This is a genomic window from Maricaulis sp. CAU 1757 (genome assembly GCF_054482675.1).
Map to the genome: position 1 here is coordinate 12,365 of NZ_JBTLRI010000001.1, position 17,574 is coordinate 29,938.

General features: G+C 66.1%; 15 protein-coding genes and 1 tRNA gene. 7 read left to right on the forward strand and 9 right to left on the reverse strand.

The window, feature by feature from the left end:
- Positions 1–90 precede the first annotated feature (90 nt).
- Together ACXYMR_RS00075 and ACXYMR_RS00080 are read left to right on the forward strand one after the other, a co-directional pair.
- Positions 91–717 carry a nitroreductase family protein gene (locus ACXYMR_RS00075; RefSeq protein WP_458940697.1) on the forward strand — a complete coding sequence of 209 codons (627 nt, stop codon included), beginning with the start codon at positions 91–93 and terminating at the stop codon, positions 715–717.
- Positions 718–919: 202 nt separating this feature from the next.
- A complete protein-coding gene (locus tag ACXYMR_RS00080) occupies positions 920–2,884 on the forward strand; it encodes a methyl-accepting chemotaxis protein (protein ID WP_458940698.1) in 1,965 nt (654 codons plus the stop codon).
- 70 nt (positions 2,885–2,954) lie between these two features.
- Here ACXYMR_RS00080 and queF read toward each other — a convergent pair whose 3' ends face one another.
- Both queF and ACXYMR_RS00090 read right to left on the reverse strand, forming a co-directional pair.
- Positions 2,955–3,416 carry a preQ(1) synthase gene (gene queF / locus ACXYMR_RS00085; RefSeq protein ID WP_458940699.1) on the reverse strand — a complete coding sequence of 154 codons (462 nt, stop codon included), beginning with the start codon at positions 3,414–3,416 and terminating at the stop codon, positions 2,955–2,957.
- A 40-nt stretch (positions 3,417–3,456) separates the two neighbouring features.
- The gene (locus tag ACXYMR_RS00090) at positions 3,457–3,933 is read right to left on the reverse strand and encodes an Lrp/AsnC family transcriptional regulator (RefSeq protein WP_458940700.1); all 477 of its coding nucleotides are present in this window, start codon (positions 3,931–3,933) and stop codon (positions 3,457–3,459) included.
- A gap of 206 nt (positions 3,934–4,139) precedes the next feature.
- Here ACXYMR_RS00090 and ald point away from each other — a divergent pair, with 206 nt between their 5' ends.
- The 4 genes from ald (at position 4,140) to ACXYMR_RS00110 (ending at position 7,372) form a co-directional block, all read left to right on the forward strand.
- Positions 4,140–5,258, forward strand: a complete 1,119-nt coding sequence (gene ald, locus ACXYMR_RS00095; RefSeq protein ID WP_458940701.1) for an alanine dehydrogenase — start codon at positions 4,140–4,142, stop codon at positions 5,256–5,258.
- A gap of 69 nt (positions 5,259–5,327) precedes the next feature.
- Positions 5,328–5,948 carry a hypothetical protein gene (locus ACXYMR_RS00100; protein ID WP_458940702.1) on the forward strand — a complete coding sequence of 207 codons (621 nt, stop codon included), beginning with the start codon at positions 5,328–5,330 and terminating at the stop codon, positions 5,946–5,948.
- Between the two features lie 48 nt (positions 5,949–5,996).
- Positions 5,997–6,548, forward strand: a complete 552-nt coding sequence (locus ACXYMR_RS00105) for a hypothetical protein (protein WP_458940703.1) — start codon at positions 5,997–5,999, stop codon at positions 6,546–6,548.
- A gap of 149 nt (positions 6,549–6,697) precedes the next feature.
- Positions 6,698–7,372: an HAD hydrolase-like protein gene (locus ACXYMR_RS00110; protein ID WP_458940704.1), complete on the forward strand. Its 675-nt coding sequence runs from the start codon at positions 6,698–6,700 to the stop codon at positions 7,370–7,372.
- Between the two features lie 13 nt (positions 7,373–7,385).
- Here ACXYMR_RS00110 and ACXYMR_RS00115 read toward each other — a convergent pair whose 3' ends face one another.
- The 4 genes from ACXYMR_RS00115 to ACXYMR_RS00130 form a co-directional block, all read right to left on the reverse strand.
- The gene (locus ACXYMR_RS00115) at positions 7,386–8,348 is read right to left on the reverse strand and encodes an NAD(P)H-dependent flavin oxidoreductase (protein WP_458940705.1); all 963 of its coding nucleotides are present in this window, start codon (positions 8,346–8,348) and stop codon (positions 7,386–7,388) included.
- A 111-nt stretch (positions 8,349–8,459) separates the two neighbouring features.
- Complete coding sequence (locus ACXYMR_RS00120; protein WP_458940706.1) at positions 8,460–9,068, reverse strand: DNA-3-methyladenine glycosylase family protein; 609 nt, start codon at positions 9,066–9,068, stop codon at positions 8,460–8,462.
- A gap of 38 nt (positions 9,069–9,106) precedes the next feature.
- A complete protein-coding gene (locus ACXYMR_RS00125) occupies positions 9,107–10,543 on the reverse strand; it encodes an esterase/lipase family protein (RefSeq protein WP_458940707.1) in 1,437 nt (478 codons plus the stop codon).
- Positions 10,544–10,655: 112 nt separating this feature from the next.
- Positions 10,656–10,744 (reverse strand) — tRNA-Leu (locus tag ACXYMR_RS00130).
- A 434-nt stretch (positions 10,745–11,178) separates the two neighbouring features.
- On the opposite strand from ACXYMR_RS00130, the gene ACXYMR_RS00135 reads away from it, so the two are divergent.
- Positions 11,179–14,268 carry a TonB-dependent receptor domain-containing protein gene (locus ACXYMR_RS00135; RefSeq protein WP_458940708.1) on the forward strand — a complete coding sequence of 1,030 codons (3,090 nt, stop codon included), beginning with the start codon at positions 11,179–11,181 and terminating at the stop codon, positions 14,266–14,268.
- Positions 14,269–14,364: 96 nt separating this feature from the next.
- On the opposite strand, the gene ACXYMR_RS00140 is transcribed toward ACXYMR_RS00135, so the two are convergent.
- The 3 genes from ACXYMR_RS00140 to ACXYMR_RS00150 form a co-directional block, all read right to left on the reverse strand.
- On the reverse strand, positions 14,365–14,949 hold the full coding sequence (locus tag ACXYMR_RS00140) for a hypothetical protein (RefSeq protein ID WP_458940709.1): 585 nt from the start codon (positions 14,947–14,949) through the stop codon (positions 14,365–14,367).
- Positions 14,950–15,036: 87 nt separating this feature from the next.
- Positions 15,037–16,668: a vWA domain-containing protein gene (locus ACXYMR_RS00145; protein ID WP_458940710.1), complete on the reverse strand. Its 1,632-nt coding sequence runs from the start codon at positions 16,666–16,668 to the stop codon at positions 15,037–15,039.
- Between the two features lie 111 nt (positions 16,669–16,779).
- On the reverse strand, positions 16,780–17,562 hold the full coding sequence (locus ACXYMR_RS00150; RefSeq protein ID WP_458940711.1) for a competence/damage-inducible protein A: 783 nt from the start codon (positions 17,560–17,562) through the stop codon (positions 16,780–16,782).
- Positions 17,563–17,574: the final 12 nt, after the last annotated feature.

Consider the following 17,574-nt stretch of genomic DNA (forward strand, 5'->3'; position numbering starts at 1 on the left):
TGATCCGCGAACGGCGGAAGACAACAGGTATAGCGACGCCCGCACCGGATGGTCAAAGGCGCGCTGTTTGACGAGGGATACCGCTGCCACATGACCGACACGCCAAGCTCCGATTTTCCCGCTGCCGGCGAACGCCTCGCCGCCTGTCACCCGAGCGAGCAAACCCTCGCCCTGCTGAAGCGCCGGCGTTCCACCAGCGCGGTGGCGCTGGCCGAGCCGGGCCCGTCGACGGAACAGGTGCAGGAGCTGATCGGCATCGCCTCGCGCGTGCCCGACCACGGCAAGCTGGCGCCGTGGCGCTTCATCCTGTTCGAAGGCGAGGCGCGCAGTCGGTTCGGCCAGATCCTCGGCAAGGTATACGAGGCCAAGACCAGCGGGGCGACGAGCGAACAGGTCGAGGCGGAACGCCAGCGCCTGACCCGGGCGCCGCTGGTCATTGCCGTGGTTTCCAGCGTGCTGGAACGTCACAAGGTGCCCGAATGGGAGCAGATCCTGTCCGCCGGCGCGGCCTGCCAGAACCTGCTCGTGGCCGCATCGGCGATGGGATTTGCCGCGCAATGGCTCACCGAGTGGTATGCCTATGACCCGGATATCAAGGACGTGATGGGCCTGCGCTCGGGCGAGCGCATCGCGGGGTTCGTGTATGTCGGGTCGACCGACGAGGCGCCGGTGGAACGTGTCCGTCCCTCGCCTCAGGTGGGGCGCTGGAAGGGCTAGAACCGAGTCGGGCGGGGCCGGTAGCCCATAAAGGAACCCGCCCAGCCTGCCGTGATAGATCATTAGTTATGATTAACTCGGCCATGGAGGATCAAGTAATTGATTCTTATGTTTTATTTTTAACTCCGAAGACAGTGTCCGTTAGCTCGCATTAACCTGTTCAAGCCAGTTTGGCGGCCTAACTTTTGCGAGGCCGACAATCATGCATTTCCTCCGACAGCTGAGCGTTCACGCTCGGGTCGCCATCCTGGGCGGACTGGTCGCCTTCAGTCTCATCGCCATGTCGGCCATCCTGTGGACCGGCAATCTGGCCACCGGCCAGGCGGTCGAGGCCCAGCAGCGCTTCGCCACCATTGAGCGCCTGGCCCTGGAGACCGAGGTCGCGGCCCTGCAGATGCGGCGCCGGGAGAAGGATTTCCTGCTGCGCCGGGATGCCAGCTATTTCGACCGTTATGCCGCCGATGCCGATCGCGTGGCCGAGTCGCTGGAACAGATCGAGCAACAGGACCCGCCGGCGGAGATCGCTGCTGCCGTGGACGCACTGCAGGCTGCCCTGCCCCGGCACCGAGCCGCCTTCCGAGCCGTTGTCGATGGCGAGATCGCCCTCGGCCTGACCCATACCGAGGGACTTGAAGGCACGCTGCGTGGCGCCGTGCGCGAGGCCGAGGGCCGCCTGGACGAGCTGCGGGATGACGGCCTGACCGTACTCATGCTGATGATGCGGCGGCACGAGAAGGATTTCATGCTGCGCGGTGAAGAGCGCTATGTCGGCAGCTTTGACGAACGACAGGCCGAGTTCGCCAGCGCGCTGCGCAGCCGCGACTATTCCGCCGCCCAGATCGCCGAGCTGGAATCCCTGATGGCCGCCTATTCCCGCGGCTTCCACGCCTGGGCCGAACGCCGCCTCGCCGTCAATGCGACGGTGGGCGAGCTCAGCGAGGTGTTCGCCGGCATGGCGCCGCATTTCGAAACCATCGCCACCCGGGCCGCCAGTGGAGCGCGCGAGGCGACCGGCCAGCTGGCTGCGGACCAGGCCCTCATTCGCATGGTCACGCTCGGCTTCGTCCTGGGAATCGCGCTGATCGCGGCACTGGTCACCTGGGTCGTCGGCAAGTCCATAGCCAGGCCGATCAACGCCCTGACCGACACGATGGACGCGCTCGCCAACGGCCAGACCGGACTCGACATCCCGGCCGGCGACCAGGGCGGCGAGCTTGGCCGGATGTCCGCGGCAATCTCCGTCTTCCAAGAGAACCAGATGGAAATCCTGCGCCTGCGCGAGGACGCGGAGGCGGCCGAGCAGCGCGCCGCCGAGGAACGGCGTGCGGCCATGAACGAGATGGCAGACGAGTTCGACGCCACGGTCGGCTCCATTGCCACAGAAGTCAGCACGGCGGCTGCCGCCATGATCGAGGTGGCCCGGCATCTCAGCACCACGGCCCAGCAATCGGACGAACGCTCGACCATCGCCGCGGGCGCGGCCGAGGAAACCTCTGCCAACACCCAGGCCGTGGCCTCGGCGGCCGAGGAGCTCACCTCGTCGATCCAAGAGATCAATCGCCAGCTGCACGAATCGCGGGCACTGACCGGCGAAGCGGTGACGGAAGCCGATTCCACCATGGAGATTGTTTCCGGACTCGGTCATGCCGTGGTCAAGATCGGCGACGTGGTCACCCTGATCCGCTCGATTGCCGAACAGACCAACCTCCTGGCCCTCAACGCCACCATCGAGGCGTCGCGTGCCGGAGAAGCGGGCAAGGGGTTTGCCGTGGTCGCGGCGGAGGTCAAGGAACTGGCAGATCAGACCGCCAAGGCAACGGTCGAGATCGCCGACCAGATCGACTCGATCCAGAAGAATGGTGACCAGGCCACCGGTGCCATCGGCTCGATGACCCAGACCATCGACAAGGTGTCGCGCCGCACCACGGCCATCGCCGACGCCATCGAACAGCAGAACGCGGCTGCGGTGGAAATCGCCGGCAATGTGGCCCAGGCCGCAGCGGGCACGTCGGAAGTCACGGAAAGCCTGGCCGTCCTGTCACACAATGTGCGCGAGACCGATGGCGGGGTGCGCCGGGTGCTGCAAGCGGCCGAAGGCGTGGAAGCGGATTCCAACCGCCTGCGCACCGCCCTCACCGGCTTCCTGGAGCAGATCCGCGCGGCCTGAGCCCTCCCCAGACCGCGCGTTGAGGCGCCCTGGCCGGTCCCCCTCCCGGCCGGGGCGTTTCTTGTTTTCCTCAGCCGCGGCCGCGATAGGGGGCGACGCCCTGGTCGGGGATCCACACGCCGGCCGGGGTTTCGCCGGTGGCGAAGAAGACGTCGATGGGGATGCCGCCGCGCGGATACCAGTAGCCGCCGATGCGCAGCCAGACCGGGTCGAGCTCCTTGACCAGGCGCTGGCCGATCTGGGTCGTGCAGGCCTCGTGGAAGGCGCCGTGATTGCGGAAGCTACCGAGATAGAGCTTGAGCGACTTGGATTCGACGATCCAGTCGCGCGGCACGTAGTCGATCACCAGGTGGGCGAAATCGGGCGCCCCGGTAACCGGACAGATCGAGGTGAATTCGGGCACCGCAAAGCGCACCATGTAGGGCGCGTCACACGGGTTGGCGACGCGCTCCAGGGCTGCGGTGTCGGGATTGTCGGGCAGCGGGGTGTCGCCCCCGAGCTGCTCGAGACGGTCATAGCGGTTGTCAGTCATGGCGCCGAACTAGCCCCGGCATGGCGGGCTGGCAAGCCTTTCACGCCGGAGCACTGCCGGGCAGCGGCATGGCGGTGCGCGCGAACACCTTGCGAATGGTGAAACTGGACATCAGCCGGGCAACGCCAGGCAGGCCGGACAGGACCTCGCGGTGCACGCGTTCGTAATCATTGGCATCGCGCACCGCGACGCGGATCAGATAGTCGGCATCGCCGCTCATCAGATAGCATTCCATGACTTCCGGCACCGCCTCGACCGCCTGCTCGAAAGCTGCCAGCGTATCGCGCTTCTGGTTGTCCAGCGTCACCTGGACATAGACGGTGATGCCCCGCCCCAGCTTGGTAGGGGACAGCAGGGCCACATACCGGTCGATGACGCCGGACTTCTCCAGCGCCCGCACCCGGCGGTGGCAGGCCGAGGCCGACAGACCAACCCGATCGGCCAGCTCGGCATTGGTCAGGCGACCTTCCGCCTGCAATTCGTCGAGGATGGCGATATCCGTGGAATCGAACGTCATGACGGCCCTTTCCTGCTCCGCTCCACGTCAACGCACGCAGCTCTGGTCAGCCCGATACGCATGATATATATGACGCGGCGAATGGCGATTGGCGCACAATAATTCAATCGCTTCTCGGTAGTAAAGACAGATTATCCCGCATTAAGCCCACTTTATCGAACAAATGGGCGAAGCGGGCTGACAGCAGCCAGAACAGGACAAGACCCATGCGCATCGGTGTACCCACGGAAATCAAGGTTCGCGAGTATCGCGTCGGTCTGACGCCCAACAGCGCGTTCGAGTTCACGCGTCTCGGCCACGAGGTGTTCGTCCAGGCCGGCGCCGGCGCCGGCGTCGGTTATGCCGACAGCGATTATGAATTTGTCGGCGCGACCATCGTGCCGGATGCCGCGGCGGTCTTCGAAAAGGCGGAAATGATCATCAAGGTGAAGGAGCCGCAGCCCAGCGAAACCGCCATGCTGCGCCCGCACCACACGCTCTACACCTACCTTCACCTCGCCGCCGACAAGGTCCAGACCGAAGGCCTGCGCAAGTCGGGCTGCCTGGCCATCGCCTACGAGACGGTGACCGACGATGACGGCCGCCTGCCGCTGCTCACGCCGATGAGCCAGGTGGCCGGCCGGATGTCGGTCTCGGTGGCCGCCAACTGCCTGATGAAGGCCCAGGGCGGTCGCGGGCTGATGCTTGGTGGCGTACCCGGCGTGCTGCCGGCGAAAGTCGTCATCATCGGCGGCGGCGTGGCCGGCACGCACGCGGCGGAGATGGCCATTGGCGCGCGCGCCGACGTGACCGTGTTCGACCGCTCCAATGCCCGTCTTGCCGACCTCGACAAGCAGTTTGCCGGTGCGGTGAAGACCGCCTACTCGACCCAGGGCGCGCTGGCCGAGGCGGTGCACGGCGCCGACGTGGTCATTGGCGCGGTGCTGATCCCGGGCGCCGCGGCTCCGAAACTGGTGACCCGCGACATGCTCAAGGAAATGAAGGACGGGGCCGTGCTCGTCGACATCGCCATCGACCAGGGCGGCTGTTTCGAGACGTCCAAGCCGACGACGCACAATGACCCGACCTACATCATCGACAATGTCGTGCATTACTGCGTCGCCAACATGCCGGGTGCCTACGCCCTGACCTCGACGGTGGCGCTCAACAACGCCACCCTGCCGCTGGCCCTGCAGATCGCCCACAAGGGTGCCAAGCAGGCGATGAACGACAATCCGCACCTGGCGCGCGGCCTGAACGTCGCCGAGGGCGAGGTCTGCTACAAGCCGGTCGCCGACGATCTGGACCTGCCCTACGTCAAACCTGACTGGCTGACCTCGATCTAGTCGACCGCTTCGGTGCGCCGCGGTGGAACCGTGGCGCATCCCGGACGTTTGGGGGGCATGAAGACACTCATGCTCCCCCTCACCGCCCTGGCCTGCGCTTCGCTCGCCGCCTGCGGCGGATCACCCAGCGCGCCGGCTCCGGAAGGATCGCCGGAAAGCCAGGCTCGCCAGGCCGGGCTCGACGCCATGCTCAGCGATGTCGGCACGGCAGCCGACGCCACTTTCCAGCCATCGGCCGCCGACGGCTCTGGCGGCAGCCTCCGCCTCGGTGGAGAACTGGCCGACGGTCAGTGGATGGATCTGGGCGATGACGGCGTCGGATATGGCGCGGACGGCCGCGTCCCCCTGGTCGCCGTGCGCTGTGAAGCTGACAACATGCTGGCCTTCACCCTGCCCTACATCGCGCCGGAGAGCGACGAAGACGAGGCGGAAGAGACTGCCGACAACGCCTCCGGGGCATCGGCCTCCATGTCCGGCTCGGTGATCACAGAGCGCGGCGTCGCGACCGGCAATTACGTCCTGGTCGGCGAGGCACAGGATCTGCGTTCGATCAGCGTGGCGGGTGACGACGAGATCTTCGTCGACCTCGAAGAGGACAGCCGTCTCGGCCTGTCCATGGACGGCACCGACACCGTCCTGGTACCGCTGAATGCTGCGGCGATCGACACCATCGCGGCCTGCCACAGCTGATCCAAGCGAAAGCCGGAACATTGCCCAAGCGCCAGGCGTTGCACGCCCATGACCCCTTCCCTGTCCCGACTGGCATTCCTGCTTTGTCCGCTGGCCCTTCAGGCCTGTGGGAACGACAGCCCGGCGCCTGACGACGAGGTGGCGACGCAGGCGCTTGCCTCCGCCCAGCCGGCGCCGGCGGTCACGCCGCTCCCCGCCACGGAGTCTGCCGACCAGATTCCCGGCCCGGCGGTCGCGCCGGCACGCTGGCAGGAGATCGATGCCGGACGCCTGGGTTTCGGTCGGGCCGGAAGCCCACCCGACCTGATGCTGGGATGTGCCACCGAAGATGCCGAAATCATCATCACCATCGCCGGTCCGCTGCCGGACGGCGATGCCGCCCGCGGCACGCTGGTGACGCCGAGCGGGTCGGCTACCGGATTTTTCCATGCCTCCGACATGGATGCGGGCATGATCAGCATGCGTCTGCCGGCCAATCACCCGGCCCTGCGCCAGGTGGCCAACGGGACCCGTTTCGCCTTCGACCTCCCCGACCGGGACCCCATCCTCCTGCCGCCGGACCCGCGCCTCGGCCAATTGCTGGAAACCTGCCAGCGCTGATCCGGGCATAGGGCGCGCCGCCATTTGTCCTGTGCAAGCGGCATGGTTTTGTTTACCCAAGGCAGAGACGGGCTGCAGGCCGGCCCGGCGAATCGCTATGGTGGTTCGCATGCGCCCCAGGGAGAGGGCGCCCAAGGGGGGTAGGACACGTGAAGGCCGGTTACGACCTGATCATTTTCGATTTCGACGGCACGCTGGCCGACAGCCTGACCTGGTTCCGCACCGCGCTGGGCGAGATTGTCGACAAGCACGGCCTGCCGCCGATCTGCGACACCCGGGCCGAAGCCATGCGCAGCCTGACGCCGAAGGCGATCATGGACGAGCTGTCCATTCCGTCCTGGAAAATCCCCTTCATCGCGGCCGATGTGCGAACCCGCGCGGCCGAGAATGTCGACCAGATCACGCTGTTTGACGGGATCGCCGAAATGCTCGAACGCCTGACCGCGGCGGGCGTCCAACTGGCCGTGGTGAGCTCGAACGGCGAAACGGCCGTGCGCGAGGTGCTGGGCGAAGACCTGACCCGGCATTTCTCGCAGTTTGCCTGCGGCGCGGCGTTGTTCGGCAAGTCCTCGGTGTTCCGCAAGGTGATCCGCAAGGCCAAGACGACACCGGAGCGCACGCTCAGCGTCGGCGACGAAATTCGCGACATCGACGCGGCGCGCGAAATCGGCTGCGCCGCCGGCGCCGTCAGCTGGGGTTTCGCGACCCCGGAAATCCTGCTCGCCCAGGATCCCGATTATGTGTTCGACACGCCGGCCGACATCTGCCTGACCGTGGAAGCGGTCAATCGCCTCGGCGCCGATCCGGTAGGCCGGGCCGGCTAGACCTGCCGCGCGGCTAGCCGCAGACCCGGTCCCGCGCCGCCTGGTACTCGGCGGCGAGCTGGTCGATATAGTCGGCCGCAGACTGTATGGCCTTGACCGAGCCAATGCCCTGGCCGGAGCCCCAGATATCCTTCCACGCCTTGGCGTCGGAACTGCCGCCGGAGCCGAAATTCATCGCCGATGGATCGCTTTCCGGCAGGTTGTCCGGATCCAGCCCGGCGGCTTCGATCGAGGCCCTGAGATAATTGCCGTGCACGCCGGTGAACAAATTGGTGTAGACGATGTCCTCCGCGTCACCTTCGACAATGCCCTGCTTGTAGGCCTCGGTGGCCCGCGCTTCCGCAGTAGCGATGAAGGCCGAGCCGATATAGGCGTAGTCGGCGCCCATGGCCTGGGCCGCCAGCACGCCGCCGCCGGTGGCGATGGCACCGGAACACAGGATCGGTCCGTCGAACCAGGCCCGGGTCTCGGCCACGAAGGCGAAGGGTGACAGGGCCCCGGCATGGCCGCCGGCTCCGGCCGACACGCAGATCAGACCGGTGGCCCCCTTCTCGATCGCCTTGTGGGCAAAGCGCTGGTTGATCACGTCGTGCAGGGTAATGCCGCCCCAGCCGGTGACCGCCTGGTTGACGTCCTCGCGGGCGCCCAGCGAGGTAATCACCACCGGCACCTTGTATTTCTCGCACAGCGCCATGTCCTCCTCGAGGCGGGCATTGGAGCGGTGCACGATCTGGTTCACGGCAAACGGGGCGGCCGGCCTGTCCGGATGGGCGCGGTTGTAGCTGTCGAGTTCGGAGGTGATGCGGTCGAGCCATTCGTCGAGCTGGCTGACCGGTCGCGCATTGAGCGACGGGAAGGAGCCGACAATGCCGGCCTTGCACTGGGCGATGACCAGGTCCGGATTGGAGATAATGAATAGCGGAGCGCCAATCACGGGCAGGCGCAGCTTGCCTTTCAGAATATCCGGTTCGGCCATGTGCCAGTTTCCTTCTCGCCAGTATTGCAGCCAACCCAGTGGGTAGCCTTCCAAAGAACGGTAGTTTTGAATTTCGGGTCTGTCGAGATCGCGAAGCGCGACCAACTGCGCTCAGGTCCCGGGCCGCGCATCGACATGGGCCCACATGTACAGCGCCAGCCAGGACCGCCACGGCTTGAAGCGGGCCGCGGTACGCACCGTCGAGCGGCGCTTGGAGGTCAGGCGTTCGAGCGTCTTGCGGGCTGCCACATCACCGTCGGGCCAGATGTCCGGCTCGGCGAAATAGAACATGTTCATCATGTCTGCCGTCCACGGGCCGACGCCCCAGATCTCGGTCATGCGGGCCTTGCGGGTGTCGACCGGCAGGGCGCGCAGGGCGTCGGCATCCAGGCCCTCGGCGCGGTGGGTTTCGGCAATGGTGATGATGGTGCGGGTCTTCGCCCCCGACAGCCCGCAGGCGCGCAGCGTGTCGTGTCGCTCGGGACAGAAGTGCTCGAGCAGCGGCGTCTCACCCGCGCTCGCCACGACGCGTGACCAGATGGCGCGCGCCGCACCGACGGAGATCTGCTGGCCGGCGATCGAGCGGCACAGGTGCAGCGGGAAGTCGGCCTCACCCCGCATCGGAAACTCCCGCGGCCCCAGGGTCGCGATGGCGCCGGCCAGCTCGGGCAGCCCGTCGGCCTGCTCAATCAGGAAGTGGTGGATGTCCTTGCCGGTCATGCGGCAACGCTAGCGAGCGCACCGCGGCAAGGAAAGCCTCAGCTGCTCAGCCGGAAAACCTTGTCGACGGGCTGGCGCGGCAGGATCAGCTCCACGAGGTGGGTGGCGGAGCGGTGCAGGCGCGCGTCCAGCTCGGCCCGGCGGGACGCGTCGCCGTCATGCAGCAGGACATGGCCGTGGGCGCCTTCCCGGGTCTTGTCGAAATAGCGCACATTCGGCCCCGGCGGGGCTGCCGACAGGCTGACCGCGAGACGCCTGTCCACGTCCCTGGAGAACAGCCGGTAGAAGCCGCCCACCAGATCGGTGCGGTCAATGAAGAGGCAGCGGCGGCTCGGCTGCCGCGAATTGGTATGGACGTGCTCGAGGACCTCGCGATGGAAATAGACCGCGTCTCGGTCCCCGCGCGCGTCGGGCGAGAAGAACTCCAGGAAGTAGTCGTCCACCGGATGCCCGTGATCGTCGACGGCGTGCACCACGAATTGCATGTACTGGTGATAATCCTCGGTATCAGGACGCGGCTTCTCGAACGTCGCCTCGATGCGGTCCGGCTGGCCGGCCAGCGCCGCCGTGGCTTCCGAGCGCGCATGCCAGTCGCGGTAGATGCGGTCATAGTCCTGCGCCGAGCGGCAGGCGAGCGCCTGCAGGATCAACTGCCCGAGCGTCCCTGTCATGTCCGCCTCGGCGCCCAGCTCGGCACTGTCCGGGCGGGTAATCGTGCCGTGGTCACGCTCCGGGAGGATGGCGCACGGAATGCCCTCGCCGCGCACCCGGCTGGTCCAGGGCCGGACATCGGGCCAGCTGCGGTCACGCGAGAAGTCCACCGTCATGCCATGGGCGTTGAGATTGGCAGCGCACGCGCGCACCGTGCCGTCGGCCCCGGCCTCGTTGACGATCTGGCGCAGGCGGTCGGGATAGCCACGGGTGCCGGTGATCACGAAGGGCCAGATGCCGTCACCGCCATAAGGCCCCTTGTCGCCGCTGCCGCTGGCATCGAGCAGGTCGCGGCGCGCCAGGTTCCACTGGAAGGCCGAGCCCAGTTCCAGCGCCCGCAGCATTTCCTCCCCGGTCTGGAACCAGTTGTTCCAGCCCTTGACCAGGCGACCGATCATGCTCTTGCCCATGGCCGCGAGACGCGAGCCGAAATTGGCAGGCGCCAGCATGATGATGCGCTTGACCGGACAGTCCTCGCCGTCGGGATAACAGGTCATCAGCCATTGGCGGGCCACGAGGCCGCCGGTGGAATGCACGATCAGGTCAAAGGGGCGGGCCAGCTTGCCCTCGGCGATGAGCTCGCCCAGCACGACCTGCATGCGCTTGGCCACGTCCTCGATGCGCACGTCATCATCCATCGACGTGTAATCACCGAGCCAGACCTGGGCTGCATCATGTCCATTGGCTTCCAGGAAGGTCTTGAGGTCGCGAAACGATTTCGAACTGTCACTCCACCCGTGCAGGATCGCCACGTGCGCCGGCATCGCCTCCTCCCTGTCCTCGAAGGGGGAGGATAGCACGAACAGAGCCCATTCCCAATCTGGTTGTATGGATCGCCGCCACACGCCTGGCGGAAACAGGCCCCACGACAGGGCCTGGTGCGGGCGGCCGGACTCGAACCGGCACGGGTGTTGCCACCCAACGGATTTTAAGTCCGGTGCGTCTACCAATTTCGCCACGCCCGCAGCGTGTCGGCGGCGCGATCCTACACAGCCGGGCGGCGCTGGCCAGAGCCCAGCTTCAGCCCGACCTGCATCGCGCTGCGCCACAGGCACCAGACCGGAGCCGACACTCTATGCTTCCCCGATACATGGAGAAATTCCGATTCGGTCACGTCAGCATCCGGCCGATTCGCCGAAGTCGCGAAACACAAGTCAACCCCTGCGCGAGTGTGGCTCTTTTGCAGCAGATCAAAACAACCGTAAAATATTGAAATCGTGTCACGCGGACGCACCGCATTAACTTTCTTACCGAAATGCCCGGAATTTCAGGGCTTCGTGACAGAATGATGACAAAGCGTTCGGTAAGAAGACAAAATCGTGACTTGAAAGCCCCTGTCCGGCACAGGACGGGCAGGCGTACCCTCCTCCGGTTAATCCAGTCCTGAGAGGGGAAGAACATGACACGATCAAGACATATCCTGCTCAAATCGACGATTTTGGCAGGCTTGGCCGGCACCCTGGCGATGACGCCGGCGGTGATGGCCCAGGAGACCGTCCCGCAGCCTGATCCGGTCAGCGAGCCGCAGACCGAAGACCGCATCGTGGTCACCGGTTCACGCCTGCGCCGCGACGAGTTCAGCGCCATCTCGCCGCTGCAGGTGATCGACGCCGATGCCGGCCGCCAGATCGGTATCTCCGACACCACGGAACTGATTGCCCAGAGCCCGGTCGTGTCCGGTGTCCAGCTCGACGGATCGATCAATTCCGGTTCGCCGACCGCCGCTGTTGAAGGTGTGCCGGTCAACGGTCCGGGTGCCGCAACCGTGGCCCTGCGCGGCCTGTCCGCGGAACGGACCCTGCTGCTGGTCAATGGCCGGCGGATCAGCCCGTCCGGTGTGCGTGGCGCGCCGGTGGCCCCCGACCTCAACCTGATCCCCAGCTCGATGATCGACCGCATCGAACTGCTCACCGACGGTGCCTCGTCGATCTACGGCGCCGACGCCGTGGCCGGTGTGGCGAACATCATCCTGCGCAGCGAGTATGACGGGATGGAAGTCAACCTGTTCAACTCGGTGCCGATGGAGGATGGCGGCGACGTCTTCCAGGCCAGCTTCATCACCGGCGCCTCGAGTGATCGCGGCAATGTCACCGCGGCCGGCGAATTCTACAGCCGCTCGCACGTCATCGCCGGTGACCGGTCCGACTGGAATGACTGCCTGCGCGACATCGATGTCGACGAGAATACCGGTCAGACCTATTCGGTGTGCATGGACCGGCGCCCCGACGACGCAGTCTTCCTCGGCAGCCAGGGCTTTGTCTGGCGGACGCCGGGCACGACGAATGTCGGCCTGCCGGGCTGGTCCAATGCCGCCGGCGTTCTGGCCTCGACCGGGCAGCACTTCTTCGAGCAGGACGCCTACAGCCTGCAGAACGAGGAGCGCGATACCCAGTTGCTGGAAAACCTCGAGCGCATGAACATCTTTGCCTCGGGTTTCTACGACATCGACATCTTCGAGCGCGACACGGTGTATTTCGAACTGTCCTACGCCACCCGCAACTCGGTCGGTCGCTTCACCAATGAGCAGATCTTCCCGGGCGTGCCGGCGAACATCCCGATGGAAGATGCCAACGGCAACCTCCTGGTCAATCCGGATGGCTCGCTGCAGATGTTCGACAACCCGCTCAACCCGTTCTCCGAAGACGCCCTGCCGGTGTACTCGGTGGCCGGACTGGCCCAGCGCCGCAAGTCTGACGTCTCGGTGTTCCGTGTCGTCGGCGGCATGGAAGGCGACGTCCCGATCGCCAGCATGATGGAGCGCAACTGGATCTACGACTTCTCGGTCGCCTATGACCGCAGCTACGGCACCGCGTCGCAGCCGATCATGAGCGAGAATGCGATCCGGGAATCCCTCGACACGCTGCGCTTCGACGCCAATGGCGACCTGATCTGTGGCCTGGAACGCACCGCATTGTCCTTCGGCTTCCTGACGCCGCAGGATTGCGTGGTCGTCGATTTCTTCTCGCCGACCCTGTTCGTGTCTGACGGGGGCAACAAGCGCTTCGCCACCCAGGCGGAAGAGGACTTCCTGTTCGGTGAGTCGATCAACATCACCGAGATCGAGCAGATCCACTTCCAGTCCATCCTGACCGGTGACCTGTTCGACGTTCCGGCCGGCACGGTCGGGCTCGTGCTCGGTGCCGAATGGCGCGAGAACTCGATCCACTCGATCAATGACATCACCCGCGTGGGCGGTCTTGCCGCGTCGGAAATCCCCGACACGGAACGGCCGACGATCGGCTCGACGTCGCTGTACGAGTTCTTTGCCGAGACCGAGATCCCGGTCTTCGACACCTTCACGGTCAACCTGTCGGGACGTTTCACCGACGAGGAAAACTACGGCTCTGACACGACCTACAGCGTCAAGGCCGACTGGCAGGTGCTCGAGGAGTTCCGGCTGCGGTCAACCTTCGGCACGACCTTCCGGGCCCCTAATCTGCGCGAGCAGTTCCTGGCCGGGTCGACGGGCACGATCGGGGGCGGCAATGACCCGTGTATCGTCCCGACCACGGCCAATAACGGCGGCACCTACGACCCGACGGGTGAAACCCGGTCGCAGACCGTGCTCGACAACTGCGTACTCGCAGGGGCCGACCCGACCGCACTGGGCCTGCTCGCCACGACGGGCATCACCACCCAGACCGGCGGCAGCACCGACCTCGAGCCTGAAACCTCGGAGTCCTTCACCTTTGGCGGTGTCTACACCAATGACTTCGGCAATTCGGCGATCGACATCTCGGTGACCTATTTCGACATCCAGGTCGAAAATACCATCGAGGAAACCCGGGCCCAGGACCTGCTGGCAAACTGCTACGCCAACCAGCCGAACCTGGCGGATCCGGCCTGTTCGCGGATCACCCGGAATACCGGCAACCCGGCGACGGCGACAGTGCAGCTGGTTGAAGCCGGCTTCATCAATGTCGGCTTGGTGTCCTCGACCGGCATTGACTACAACGTGCGCTTCACGACGCCGCTGCCGGTGTTCGATGACCGCACCGATCTCAGCTTCATCTTCAATGCGACCCAGTATCTGGAGCAATTGGAGCAGGTCGACCCGGCGTCCTTGCTGGACGACAATGTCGGCGAGATCGGCTCACCGGAATGGCTGGCCCAGTTCAGCGTCGTCGCCGACCGTGGACCGTGGTCCATGCGGTGGCGCACGCGCTATATCGGGGACGGCCAGCAGGACAACTCCGATGCCCCCGTGGCGGCCAATCCGGCCGGTACGCGCACGGCCTGTGACCTGCTCGGTGTAACCGGTGGCATGTGCCGCGACGTCGATTTCATCGACGACTACTTCATCCACGACCTGTCGCTGAGCTATTATCAGGACGACTGGAACTTCTCGATCGGCGTCAACAACCTGCTCGACGAGGAGCCGCCGCTCATCGACCAGGGTGAAGGTCCGTCGCGGATGAACATGGTGACCCAGTCAGGACACGACCTGATCGGCCGCCGCGTCTTCCTCGGCGTCAGCCGTCGCTTCTAGAACGACCCGGAGACAATCCCTCCAATGAAGGGGGGCGGCAGCTCACGCTGCCGCCCCCTTTTTATTCCGGACGCTTTCAGGACCGTGCAATCGGAGTCAGCGCACGCGCTCGACCTGCACGATGCGCTCGATCTCGTTGATACGCAGACGGAAATTGCCAAGTGCGCCTTCCCACACATCCGCCGTATAGGCCTGGCCGCGGCGCAGGCGACCGGCCACGCGCTGATTGTCGCCCTGCATCTGGCGCCACACCTGGCCATTGTCGAGAGTGACCTCCAGGCGCCGGTAGGGGATTTCCCGGAAACTGGCCACGGCCACCGAGATGCGCGCATCCTCGCGGTCCTGGCGGCCCTCCTCGCCGCGGCGCAGACGGGCCAGGGCACGGCCGGCATCGAGCCCGGTGATGAAATTACCGCCGTCGTCTGCCTCCGCCGCAGCGGGAGCGGCAGGTGCCTCCGGCATCGCCGGTGCCCGGGGCGCTGCCGGCGCAGCCGGAACCGCGCGCGTGTCAGCGGGTGCGGTCAGGGCCGCTTCCAGGCAGGCAATCTGGCTCGCCGCATCCGGCATCTGGCGGCAGCGCTCGACCGCATCGGCCTGGGCCAGGGCCGGCCCGCTTGCCGCGCCGGCCAGAACCGTCATGGCAAGCATGACCACGCCGCCCCGGATCAGTGATTTCCCCATACATCCCTCCCTCGAACTGGAAGGTGCCAGTCTGGAACGCGTCCCGGTCTCTGGCAAGCCGGTTGCGGGCGCCGCCGCGGCCCGCCGCTAGGGCTTCAACGGACCCGCCGACACCCGTGCTGCAGCGTCGACCAGGTCCAGAAATTCAGCCCGGTAGCCGAATTCGTCCGGCCCCAGCGCCGCCGCGGCGTCGTCGCGGATGCGGGTCCAGTCATAGCTATCGTCGAGATACGGGTCCCCGCGCAAGGCCTGGGCGAAACCGGCAATGCTGGCCGAGAAGCGGACCTCCATCGGAGCCGCGTCGAATTGCCCGACCGCATCGGCCTCGGTGATGGCGCGCTCGATCAGACGGCTGTCATCCTCGCCCGGCCGCTTGTAGCGCAGGCGCAGATGGGCGACCTCGTCACCGACCTGCATTGCCGGCACGGCGCCGCCATAGCGCAACGGCTCCAGCCGGAGCCCGTCCGAGCCCGGTGCCGCAATCTCGTAGATCGCGGTCACCGAATGGCCTGACCCGACCTCGCCGGCATCCACCGCGTCATTGTTGAAATCGGCCCGGTCAAGCAGGCGCGTCTCGTAACCGATGAGACGATACTCGGCGACATGTGCCGGGTTGAACTCGACCTGGATCTTGACGTCCTCGGCGATCGGGAAGAGCGAGGAGAAGCTTTCCTCGACCAGCAGTCGCCGGGCTTCCTGACGGGTGTCGACATAGCCGGCCACGCCGTTGCCGGCCTGCGCGATGACCTGCATCATCCGGTCATTGTAATTGCCGCGCCCGAAGCCCATCACTGACAGGTAAATGCCGCTATCGCGCTTGCGGGCGACAAAGTCCTCGAGCCGCTCGTCCTGGGTGACGCCGACATTGAAATCGCCATCGGTCAGCAGCATGACCCGGTTGACCGCCTCCGGATCAAAATTCCGCTCGGCCAGGTCATAGGCCAGTGCCAGCCCGGCCCCGCCGGCGGTCGAACCGCCGGCCGACAGCCGGTCCAGGGCCCGGTGAATGGTGGTGCGCTCGCGCGCCGGGGTCGGTTCGAGCACGGCGCCGGCGGCGCCGGCATAGACGACCAGCGCGACCGTGTCGTCGGGCTCCAGCTGGTCGACCAGCATGTGCAGCGCCTGCAGGGCCAGCGGCAGCTTGTTGGGCGCATTCATCGACCCGGACACGTCGATCAGGAAGACGAGATTGGCACGCGGCCTTTCATCCGGGATGATCTCATAGCCCTGGATGCCGATGTGCAGCAGCCGCGTGTCGGCATTCCAGGGCGTCGGCGTCAGCGTGACATGCGTGGCGAATGGTGTATCGGGCCCGTCCGGCAGGGCGTAGTCATAGTCGAAATAGTTGACTATCTCCTCGATCCGCACGGCATCGCGCGGTGGCAGACTGCCATGCTGCAGCGAGCTCCTTGCCAGGGCATAGCTGGCGGTGTCGACATCGATGGAGAAGGTGGAAACGGGCTCGTCGAGGGTCGACAGCACCGGGTTGGGGTCGGCGTCGGGATAGCGCTCGGTATCGACAGTCTGCGGCACCAGGGTCGCCGGACGGGTTTCCGCTTCCATCCCCCGCGCGCCCGTGACCGCGACCATGTCCATGCTCGGATAGGCCGCTGGCGGAGGCGGCGGTGGTGGTGACGGCGGTGGTGGCGCCACGGTCGAGGCTGCGCAGGCGGCGACAAGAAGGCCGAGGCCTCCGCTCAACAATACATGGCGTTTCATGGATCATCCCCTCCCGTTGCTGGCCCTCGCTGCAGCAGGGAACCGCGCCTTTCGGTGCGCTGGCAAGACCAAAATGGGGCCATCCCGGGGCAATCCGCCCGGCACGGGAGATTACTCGTCCGGATCGATGCGCGGCGTGTGTCCGAGATCCTCGACCAGCCTGCGCATCGCCTCGATCACCGCGTCCAGCGCCGCAGCATCCGTGGCCCGGGCGACCAGGTGAGTGCCGCGCCGCACGCGGTCGGAATCGATCTCGAGGAAATACGGGTAGGAGCCGATCGACACCTCCGGGTGCTCCGCCTGCAGCTTGCCCAGCGCCTCGGCGATCTCGCCTTCGCGCATCTCGTCGGCCTTGACGGAGCGCGACAGCGTCACGGCACCGCCCTCCAGCCGGTGGGCGATATCCTCCAGCATGCCACGGGCGATCTTGGGGACGCCGGCCAGGGTGAACACATTGCCGGTCTGGAAGCCCGGCGCGCCGGTCACCGGGTTTTCGATGAGATCGGCCCCTTCGGGGATGCGCGCCATGCGCTTGCGGCTTTCCGTCAGCGGCGTGCCGGAGCGGGCATACCAGTCCTCGATGACTGCCAGCGCGTCCTCGCGGACATCGATGGAGACGCCGAAGGCGCGAGCAATGGCGTCTGCCGTGATGTCATCATGGGTCGGGCCGATGCCGCCCGTGGTAAAGACATAATCAGCCCGCCTGCGCAGCGCGTTGACGGCCTCGACGATGACGTCCTCCTCGTCCGGCACGGTGCGGCTTTCGATGACGGAAATGCCCAGCGGTGCGAGGAACTGGGCGATCGCCTGCAGGTTCTTGTCGGCGGTGCGGCCGGACAGAACCTCGTCCCCGATCAACAGCACCGCCGCGGTCACCCGTTCGCCGTTCGCCATGCAGACTTCCCC